This is a genomic window from Humidesulfovibrio sp. (assembly GCF_035560995.1).
Classification (GTDB): domain Bacteria; phylum Desulfobacterota; class Desulfovibrionia; order Desulfovibrionales; family Desulfovibrionaceae; genus Humidesulfovibrio.
Window position 1 is genome coordinate 1 of record NZ_DATMYK010000344.1, and the last position, 9,608, is coordinate 9,608.

Consider the following 9,608-nt stretch of genomic DNA (forward strand, 5'->3'; position numbering starts at 1 on the left):
GCCAAGGCCCTCACCCCCGCGGGCGAAAAGCTGCTGGAGAAACTGCCCGAGGCCAGCGCGGCCGTGCAGGAGGAGCTGGCGGCCAAACTCGCCAGCCCGCCCGACCAGGCCATGCCCGGCACGGCGCCGGATCTTTCCAGCGCGCCGGAGAAATACCTCAAGCTCTTCGCCGACATGGATTTCTGGATGGACCAGAGCGCGCGCTGCCTGTCCTGCGGGGTGTGCACGTACCTGTGCCCGGTGTGCTCCTGCTTCAACATCACGGACGAGAACAGCGGCATGAAGGGCAAGCGCCTGCGCACCTGGGACACCTGCATGAGCGCGCTGTACACCCTGGAAGGCAGCGGCCACAATCCGCGCGTGAGCCGCGCGCACCGCTTGCGCAACCGCGTGGGCCACAAGTTCTGCTACCACCCGCAGGAGTTCCCGCAGCACAGCGGCGCAAGCGGCCAGCCGGAATTCTCCTGCACGGGCTGCGGGCGCTGCATCAAGTCCTGCCCGGTCTCGGTGGACATCCGCCGCATCGTCCTCGACATCATCGAAAAAGGTGACAAGCCGTGAGCGCGAACCCCTATCTGCCCAGCCTGGCCACCATCATCGAGACCTTCGACGAGACCCCGGACGTGAAGACCTTCCGCGTGGTGCTGAAGGACGAGGCGGCCATGCGCGCCTTCACCTTCCAGCCCGGCCAGGTGGCGCAGCTGTCGGTCTTCGGCACCGGGGAAAGCACCTTCGTCATCTGCTCGCCCCCCACCCGCATGGACTATTTGCAGTTCAGCGTCATGCGCGTGGGCGAGCTGACCCACCGCCTGCACACCCTGCGCGAGGGCGATCCCATCGGCCTGCGCGGGCCCCTGGGCAACCACTTCGACTACGAATCCATGAAGGGCAAGGACATCGTGTTCATCGGCGGCGGCCTGGGCCTGGCCCCCTTGCGCACCCTGCTGCTGTTCATGCTCGACAACCGGGCCGACTACGGCAACATCACGCTCATCTACGGCGGCAGAACGCCGGAGCACCTGTGCTTCAAGGGCGAGCTGGCCGAGTGGGCCGCGCGCGGCGACATGCGCGTGGAACTCACCGTGGACAACCCGGACAAGAACTGGGCGCACCGCGTGGGCGTGGTGCCCGCGGTGCTGACGGACCTGGCCGTGAGCCCGGAGAACGCCGTGGCCGTCACCTGCGGCCCGCCCATCATGATCCGCTTCACCATCATGGCCCTGGAAAAGCTTGGCTTCACCGACGAGCAGATCGTGACCACGCTGGAGCGGCGCATGAAGTGCGGCGTGGGCCTGTGCGGCCGCTGCAACATCGGCGGCAAGTTCGTGTGCGTGGATGGCCCGGTGTTCACCCAGGCCCAGTTGAAGGAACTTCCCCAGGAATTCTAGACCGGAACAGGGAGATTTTCGCCACGGGCCAAAATCCCTATTGACATCGCGGCCGGAAGGCGTACTTGGGAATCATAGGCCTTTTCCTTCAACCAATTTGGGGAGGACACGCCAATGGGTCACTCAGCTTCGTAGATGTCTGGGGAAGGCCCTGCCAGCCACCCATCCGGTCGGCCCGTTCGCGGCCCGGCCAGGCAGCCCTGAAGACCGCTTGCAAAAAGGCAAGGATTAGGGGGCGGCCCTCAAAAAACACTCAAGGCGGCAGGCCGAGCAGTTCCTGAAAAAGTTCACCAAGACGCCCCCTCGGAGCAAAGGGGGGCCGCCCGAGACAACCACCATGGCGCCGCCACGAGAGATGGACCAGGCGCATCTGCACAGGCAGAGGTGGACACGTCGGCGCTCAGAGGCCGAGAACCCCGTGCCCATGCGGCAAAGGCCCATAAAAGGCCAGGACCCGCACAGTCGGCCAGGCCAGGCGAAACCCGCCCCGGTGCCGCCGCAGGAAACGGATCAAACGTGGAAAATGCGTCACAGGCGTCGGCCCCCGAATGAGGGAGAGCCGAGTACAGCAGATAAGAGCAGCAGAAATAGGCCGTCCCGGCATCGGGGCGGCCTTCATTTTTTTATGGACCAGGGCTTGGTGGCGTACCGCATTGACAAGCGGACCAGGAGGCGTACGAAGGAAAGAGCCCCCTTCCCTCAACTTTCGTGGAGGAACCCGATGAACAGAACGCTGGAGAAATTTCTTTACGCGGCCGGGCTCTGCGCCCTGTTGCTGCCCGCCGGACTCCTGGCCGCCGACATGGGCATGATGCAGCAAGGCGCGATGCAGCAAGGCGCAATGCCCCAGCAGGGCATGATGGCCCAGGGCGCGGGCATGATGCAGAACGCCGAGGGCGCGGCCCTGCTCATGCACATCACCAAGACCGACCCCTACGTGAAATGGGACCTGATGCCCGGCACCACGCGCATGCGCCAGGGCATGGAGCCTCATGGCGCGCTGCAGAACGTGTACGTGAACAAGCTGGCCCTGAAGGCCATCACCGGCAAGGCGGGCATGCTGCCCGACGGCGCCATCATCGTGAAGGAGAACTACACCAAGGACGGCAAGCTGGCCGCCGTAACCGTGATGAACAAGAAGAAGGGCTACAATCCCGACGCCGGGGACTACCTGTGGCTCAAGTTCACGCCGGACATGAAGATCCAGGCCCAGGGCAAGGCCGACCCCTGCATCAAGTGCCACGCCAAGGCCAAGGACAACGACTGGGTGATGCTGGCCCCGCTGAAGTAACCCGCCCGGACAAGAAAAAGCCGCCGCGGAAGCTCCCATGGGGCATCCGGGGCGGCCTTCTTTTTGCCTGGCTCGTGGCTATGCGCTATTTGAAGCGGAACAGCACGAACTCCGAGGGGGCCACATGCCCGTCGCGGTCGGCGTCGGCCCGGGCGTAGGCCTCACGGTGCTTCGTGTTCAGATAGTTCTCAATATCCTCGTGGCTCACGTAGCCGTCGCCGTTCCTGTCCAGCTCCTTCACGCTTATGGGGCCCATGCCCTCGAAGCCCTTGATGCCCGCGGCCTTGAGTTCCTCCGGCGTGAGGATGCCGTCCCCGTCCCTGTCCACATCCTTGACGGCAAAGGGCCGGGCCAGCTCTTTCTGCTGCTTGGCGTAGGCCATCACTTCCTCCAGGGTCACGCGGCCATCGCCGTTCGCGTCCAGCTGATGGAAGGCCGGAATACCCGGCGTGGTCGGCGCGGCCTGGGGCTGGGCATGGCCGGGCGCAAGCAGAAAGGCGCCCAAGATCAGGGCGGCCAGAGGGACCAGGGAATTGGGGCCAAGGGCGGAGGCGAAGCTGCGCATGGGGTCTCCGTTTGGGTCGCGGGGTTACAGGAAGCGCACCGGCGGGCGTTTGCGCTCCGGCACGCGTTTGAAGCCGTACTTGGGACGGCCGAGCATCAGCGCGCCGTAGATCTTGTGCGCCTCCGGAATGCACAGGGCCGAGGAGATGGCCTTGCTGCGCCCGGCGGCGTGGGTGAACAGCCCGGCCCAGCAGGTGCCCAGGCCCAGGGCGTGGGCCGCCATCTCGAAGTGGCTGAGGGCGATGACGCAATTGCTCGTGTTGTCCATGCCGCCCTTGGGCGCGTGGGCCACCACCAGTTGCGGCGCGCTGCGCAGAATCAGGTCGATGCCCTGGTCCCAGGCGTTCAGGTAGGGCATGAAATACGGCAGCCGCCGCAAGGATTTGGCCGTGAGGTCCACCAAGAGCACCATGAGGTCCGGGTCTTCGGCCACGATCCAGTTCACGGGCTGGGTGTTCACGCCCGAGGGCGCGTAGCGCGCGGAATCGATGCAGCGGCGCACCAGCTCGCGCTCCACGGGCTTGTCGCGGAAGCGGCGCACGCTGCGGCGCGAGCGCAGGAACTGCTCCGCCGCCTCGGGGCTGATGTCGAGCGCCGGGTCGAGCGGGACCAGATCGTCCGCATGCTGGCCGGCCAGGGAAAGGGCCTTGGTGGGGCACACGGCAATGCAGTGCCCGCACATGATGCAGCGGTCCGCGGCGTCATCCGCCACCACGGGAAACTTGTCCTTCCCGCGTGTGAGCAGAAAGGCCGGGCACTCGCTGATGCACAGGCCGTCCTTGTTGCACAGGGAAAGGTCGATGCTGATGTGGCCTCTTGGATCGGCGTTGGTCTTGGGCATTGCCTCCTCCTTGATGCTCCACCCTTTACATGGACGCGATGATTCCCACAACCGTCCCGGTCATGAGCGAGGCGATGACCCCGGCCAGCAGCGCGCGCATGCTGAGGCCCGTGATCTCGCTCCTTCTCTCCGGGCACAGGGTGCCCAGGCCCGCGATGAGTATGCCCACGCTGCCAAAGTTGGCGAAGCTGCACATGGCGTAGGCCAGAATGAGCCGCGAGGGCGCGGAGAGCGCCTCCGGCGGCAGGGCGGCCATGTCCATGAAGGCCAGAAACTCGTTCAGGATGATCTTGGTGCCGATGAGCGCGCCCGCCGTGTGGGCCTCGGCCCAGGGGATGCCGATGAGCCAGGCCACGGGGGCCAGCAGCACGCCCAGGCCCCGCTCAAGGGTCAGGGGCGCGCCCGCCACATCGGGCAGAAGCGCCAGTCCCAGGTTGGCCAGCTTCACCACGGCCACGAACACGATGAGCATGGCCACAATGTTCCAGAAGAGCTGCAAACCCTCCCAGGTGCCCTGGCACAGGGCGTCCACGCTGCCGGAAGCGCCACTCTTGGGCATCTCCTTGCCCAGGGTGGGGGTCTTGTCCTCGGGCAGCATCAGCGCAGCCACCAAGAGCGCGGCCGGGGCGTGGATGATGCTGGCGGTGAGGATGTGGCCCAGGGCGTCGGGGATGACCGGCGCGAGCACCGAAGCATAGAGCATGAGCATGGTGCCAGCGATGCAGCTCAATCCCGTGGCCATGAGGGCGAAGAGCTCGCTTCTGGTCATCTGGACCAGATAGGGGCGGATCAGGAGCGGCGACTCGATCATGCCCAGGAAAATGCTGCCTGCGGCGCCGACGCCCAGCGCCCCGCCGATGCCCATGGTCTTTTCCAGCAGCAGCGAAAACAGGCGCACCACACGCTGCAAAATGCCCCAGTGGAAGAACAGCGCGGAAAGCGCGGCGATGACGATGACCAGGGGCAGAGCCTGAAAGGCCAGGCTGAAGCCCAGGGCCGGATTGGCCACGGCGTAGGGCGCGGGCCCGCCGCCCACAAAGCCGAACACGAAGGCCGTGCCCGCGCGGGTGGCCGTTTCCGCCGCCTGCACCAGCCCATTGAGGCCCATGAACAGGGTCTTGAGCGCAGGCACCTTGAGCACCAAGCCCGCGATGGCGAACTGCAGGCCCAGGCCCGCGACGACCATGCGCCAAGGCCCCAGTTTGAGCAGGGCGCGACGGTTCTCGCTCATCAGCCAGGCAAAAAAGAGCAGACAGCAAAGACCCAGGGCGCTATGGAACATCTTATCCCCCGTACGCAGCGTAGTTGGCGCAACATGCGGGATTTTCGCCCGTTTGTGAAGGGAGATGCGCCGCAGCGGTTGACCCTGCCCGGGGCGCGCGGTAACGCTCAGCACAAGACATATCAACAGCACGAACGCAGGAAGGAGGGCCAATGCCGCAGCCGCAGCCGGGCCTGCTCAAAGCCGGGGTGCTGTTCACCTGGCAAAGCCTGAACGAAAACGCTTTGCTGCGCACAAGCGTTCTGGCCACCGCCCTGGGCGTGACCCTGCTCTGCCTGGCACTGGCGGGCTTCGGGGCCGTGTACAGCCTGGAGGGCAGCAACGGCGTGTTCTCGCCGCGCCTGTTCGCCATCCTGTTCTTGCCCGCGGAATTCCTCATCTACGATCTCATCCAGGGCAACCCCGACCCGCGCGCGAGCCTCAGGGCCCTGTACCTGGACATGCGCTATCTGCACATGCTCTGGGCGGGCATCAAGGTCGCGGCCGTGTTCCTCGTGCCTTACGTGGGAGCCGTGCTGCTGCTTGTGGCCGCCACCTCAGGCTTCGAAAAGGGCGCCAAGCTCGACCTCACCGGGGCCACCGGCCTGATGATCGGCATCCCGGTGCTCACGGGCACGCTGCTCTACCTTTTGTTCCGGCTGGTGTACCTGCCCCTGGCCGTGGCCCGGCGCGACACGGCCCCGGTGGGCAACGCCTTCCGCGAGACCGGGGGCAAGACATGGAGCATCGGCTGCGCGCTGTTCTGGCCCTACGTGGCCCTGACGCTGCTCACGGTGCCCATGGAGCTTTTGGGCACGGCGCTGGAGCGCAGGCTGGGCTTTGTGGGCCTTGCGCCCTGGTTCCTGTTCGACGCCCTGCTGACGGGCCTGGTCACCTGCGTCTCGGCGGCGGTGCTGGCCTTCTCGCGCTGGAGGATGATTCTGGAGCCCCTGCCGGAACAGCCCGGCCCGGCCAGCGACGCGGGCACGGAGGCAGAACAGAAAAGAGACAAGACCCAAGGCTGATCCGAGCAGGGCAACTTTTCCCCCACAGCTGAACGCACCACGTAAAAGGGCCAGCGAGTCGTCCCCGCTGGCCCTTGGCTTTTTTGTGCCGGCTATGCGCCGGAGCGTTCCGGCCTAACCGTGCCGCTCCCGCAGAATCCTGGCCGCGGCCACGATGGACCGGAGCTTGGCGGCGGCGATGTCCTCCACGTTCACGCAACGGTTGGCGAAGCAGCCGAAGCCACAGTCCGTGTTCAGGAACACCTGTTCCGGCCGGTAATACTTCAGGGCCTCCTCGGCCTTGGCGATGATGAATTCCGGCGTCTCGGCCTCGGTGGTGCGCGGGTTCACCACGCCCAGACCGATCTCGCGCGGCAGATCCGTTTCGGGAATCGCGCCGGAAAGCGCGCCGCCCACGACGCCGATGTCGCCCGCGCGCGGCGTGGCGTACTCCAGCACGAACTGGCGCACGCGCATGCGTTCAAGGGCGGGCAGAAGCGGGGTGTAGTCGCCCGTCAGCAGCACCTCTTCCTTGGTGCTCCAGTTGCCCCGGCAGATGTGCAGCCCGATGCGCGGGCCCGTCTTGCCCGTGGGGTCGAAGATCCCTTCGATGATCCGATTGATGAGTTCCGCCGCGTAACGAAGTTCTTCACCCGCATCCCGGCGGGTGGCAAGGGTCGCTCACATGAAGGTTCGTCGGCCGCACTCCTGGCTCAGCACGATTTCCGTCAGCACCGGCTCGTCGAACTGCACGAACTCGCACCCGGCCTCGGCCAGGTCCTGCAATTCCGCGCGCAGGAGCTTCACGATGTCGTCGCCCAGTTCCTGCTGATTGCCGTACACCTTGCCGGTATACGCGCCCACCCACATGGAGCGGTTCAAGAGGTACGGCCCGGGCAGGGTCACCTTCACGGGCTTGTCCGTCAGACTCTTCACGAAGCGGAAGTCATTGAGCGCCAGGGGCTCGCGCCGGGAAAGGCGGCCCACGCAGGTGGGGTTGCGGATGGCCGAGGCAGGCACGTCGAGGGTGGTCAGCATCTCCTCGAAGCCGCTCTTGTCCTCCACCTCGTCCAGCATCTCGGCCAGGCTCATCAGCCTGGTGCCTTCCACCTTCTCGGTGATGAAGGAATAGAAGTTGTCGCGCCGGTGCTCGCCGTCCACCAGCACGTCCAGCCCCGCCTCCTCCTGGATGCGCACGGTGCGGCGCACCTCCTCGTCGGCCACGGCGTCAAAGGCCTCGCGGGTCATGTTGCCCGTGCGGCGGTCGCGCAGGGCGCGCAACATGGTCTTGGAGCGCGGCCAACTGCCCACCTGGGTCGTCTGAAAAGGAATCGTCTGAGGAACGGTCATGCTTACACCACCGAGAATTTGACGTTCAGGCTTGCGGCCTTGGCCAGGGTTGCGGCAATGGGCGAGCGGGCCACAACGGTCTCGAAAGCCTTTCGCGCCGCGGCCTCGTCGTCCATGGTGGAGGCGTAGCACTTGACCTCGATCTCCGCAAAAGACGGGTCGCCGTCTTCCAGGCCCATGTGGGCCAGCACATTGTGCAGCCTGCCCGTCACGGTGAGCTCGATGTCGTCCACCTCCAGCCCGGCGCGCGCGGCCTCTGTCGCATAGGCCGTGGCCAGAGAGCCACCCAGGGCTCCAAGCAGGGCTTCCACCGCGCTGGGGTGGGCGTCCTTTTCCTCGAAGCTGGCGCTTTGGCCGAGCATCCAGGAGAAATTGCGGCAGTACACCGTGGCCTGCTGGTGCCCGGTGGACCGGGTGCGCAGCCGCCACACGTAGGCCTTGGCCCGGGCCTTGTCGTCGGCCAGGGCGCTTTCCTCCGCCTGGGCCCCGCCGGACTGGGCCTGCTGCTGCTCGCCCCGGCGCACGAAGTAGCGCACGCGGTTCTGCCCGGGCAATTGGCCCAGATACTTGTGCCCGGCCAGGCGGCACCAGGGCGGCAGGTCGTCGGCCACAGTGGGCTCGCTCGACTGCATTTCCAGCACACCGCCCACCGGGGCCTTCAGCATGTTCTCGCGGATCATGAGCACCAGGCCGGAGCCGCAGTCCAGGTCGCCGCCGTCGAACACCACGTCCGGGGCGATGGCCTGCAGTTCGGCGGCGGAAAGGGAGCCGGTATCAGACATCTGCGTCTCCTCAAAAGGGAAATGCCGCCGGTGCGTGCCCTTACGAAGGGGGAGCGCACCGGCGGGGCTTTGCGATGGGGGGCCGTGCGCCGGAACTAGTAGGCCACGCAGGGGCTGCCATTGGCCAGCCACTCAACCAGGGCCGCGCCGCCGGCCGGGGTGGCGCCGGGGATGAGGTCGGCCTCGGACAGGCCGCGTTTTTTCAGGCACGGGGTGCACACGTAGATCTTGCCGCCCGCGGCCACGAACTTGTTGATGAGCTCCTTCAGCGGCGCGAAGGGCGCGCCCTCGTCAATCTTCTCGGCCTCGCCCTTCACAGCGCAGTACACGCCGTCGGTGGAAAGGAAGACCATGGTCTCTTTCTCGCTGCCCTGGGCGGCGTTGGCCACGACGAAGCCGAGGGTCGCCTTGTCCCCGTCGGTGCGGCAATGGGCGATGGTGACGCAGAAGGTGCCGGCCATACTAGACTCCTTTCAGTTCGGGTTTGTATTCGATGAGATAGAACGGATGCGCCATTTCAAGCAGGGTGTTCTTCGTCATGCGGCACCAGGCCGGGAACTCCACCGGGGCGGCGGCGTCACGGCTGATGAGCAGCACCCTTGTTCCGGGCGCGGCGTTTCGCAGATAGGTGTACAGGTTGATGATGACGCGGCCGCAGGTTTCCTCGCCGCCGTCGAACTCATCCTCAAAGGCCCAATGGGCCGGGCAGGTCTCGTGCATGGTCCGGGCTCCCCCGCCTGTGCGGGGCTGCAGGTTCGCGCGCGGCGAAAGGCCGCACACGAAGGCCTTAGCATGCATGACGTCTATAGTAAATATTGCAGAAATCTATTTGAGTCTTGGCACAATGGCCGGAAGTGCAGGATATTTTCTGGCGGCAGGCTGAAAGTGCGCGCAGGGCAAAAAAGCGGGCCGCCCGGCGAGGTGTGTACCGGGCGGCCCTTGAGGCGTGTATCTGGGGGAAAGATGTCTGGACCTGTGCGGCTAGGCCACCTTGGTCTCGCCCTGGGCGATCTCGCGGCGCACGTCCTCAAGGTCGATGACCACGGGCTCGATCATGCTGTGCCCGCCGCGCTCGCCCCAGGAGTAGTCGGTGGCGAAGCGGCCGTCGTAGCGCACGTCGTCCACGA

General features: G+C 66.0%; 11 protein-coding genes. 4 read left to right on the forward strand and 7 right to left on the reverse strand.

The window, feature by feature from the left end; all coding sequences use genetic code 11:
- The 3 genes from VN419_RS13680 to VN419_RS13690 all read left to right on the forward strand — a co-directional run.
- Positions 1–561: 4Fe-4S dicluster domain-containing protein (locus tag VN419_RS13680; RefSeq protein ID WP_325647773.1), on the forward strand; the 561-nt coding region annotated here is incomplete at its 5' end.
- Entirely contained in the window at positions 558–1,388 is an 831-nt protein-coding gene (locus VN419_RS13685) for an FAD/NAD(P)-binding protein (protein WP_325647774.1), read from the forward strand. The genes VN419_RS13680 and VN419_RS13685, both read left to right, overlap by 4 nt.
- Before the next feature lie 721 nt (positions 1,389–2,109).
- Entirely contained in the window at positions 2,110–2,679 is a 570-nt protein-coding gene (locus tag VN419_RS13690) for a cytochrome P460 family protein (protein WP_325647775.1), read from the forward strand.
- Positions 2,680–2,764: 85 nt separating this feature from the next.
- Here the strand turns inward: VN419_RS13690 and VN419_RS13695 are convergent, their stop codons facing one another.
- Genes VN419_RS13695 through VN419_RS13705 form a run of 3 tightly spaced genes read right to left on the reverse strand, consistent with a single transcriptional unit; the run spans position 2,765 to position 5,366 of the window.
- Positions 2,765–3,244 carry a hypothetical protein gene (locus tag VN419_RS13695; protein ID WP_325647776.1) on the reverse strand — a complete coding sequence of 160 codons (480 nt, stop codon included), beginning with the start codon at positions 3,242–3,244 and terminating at the stop codon, positions 2,765–2,767.
- Between the two features lie 24 nt (positions 3,245–3,268).
- Positions 3,269–4,084 carry a nitroreductase family protein gene (locus VN419_RS13700; protein ID WP_325647777.1) on the reverse strand — a complete coding sequence of 272 codons (816 nt, stop codon included), beginning with the start codon at positions 4,082–4,084 and terminating at the stop codon, positions 3,269–3,271.
- A 25-nt stretch (positions 4,085–4,109) separates the two neighbouring features.
- The gene (locus VN419_RS13705; RefSeq protein ID WP_325647778.1) at positions 4,110–5,366 is read right to left on the reverse strand and encodes a NupC/NupG family nucleoside CNT transporter; all 1,257 of its coding nucleotides are present in this window, start codon (positions 5,364–5,366) and stop codon (positions 4,110–4,112) included.
- 152 nt (positions 5,367–5,518) lie between these two features.
- Between VN419_RS13705 and VN419_RS13710 the strand changes: the two genes are divergently transcribed.
- Entirely contained in the window at positions 5,519–6,370 is an 852-nt protein-coding gene (locus VN419_RS13710) for a hypothetical protein (protein ID WP_325647779.1), read from the forward strand.
- A gap of 114 nt (positions 6,371–6,484) precedes the next feature.
- Here VN419_RS13710 and VN419_RS13715 read toward each other — a convergent pair whose 3' ends face one another.
- From VN419_RS13715 to VN419_RS13730, 4 genes are all read right to left on the reverse strand, one after another.
- A complete protein-coding gene (locus tag VN419_RS13715; RefSeq protein ID WP_325647780.1) occupies positions 6,485–7,699 on the reverse strand; it encodes a cobalamin-independent methionine synthase II family protein in 1,215 nt (404 codons plus the stop codon).
- Positions 7,700–7,701: 2 nt separating this feature from the next.
- A complete protein-coding gene (locus VN419_RS13720; protein ID WP_325647781.1) occupies positions 7,702–8,481 on the reverse strand; it encodes a sulfurtransferase TusA family protein in 780 nt (259 codons plus the stop codon).
- A gap of 95 nt (positions 8,482–8,576) precedes the next feature.
- Positions 8,577–8,942, reverse strand: coding sequence for a DsrE family protein (locus VN419_RS13725; protein ID WP_325647782.1), 366 nt, complete (start codon positions 8,940–8,942; stop codon positions 8,577–8,579).
- A 1-nt stretch (position 8,943) separates the two neighbouring features.
- Positions 8,944–9,201 (reverse strand): hypothetical protein, encoded by a 258-nt coding sequence (locus VN419_RS13730; protein ID WP_325647783.1) that lies wholly within the window; start codon positions 9,199–9,201, stop codon positions 8,944–8,946.
- Between the last annotated feature and the right edge of the window lie 407 nt (positions 9,202–9,608).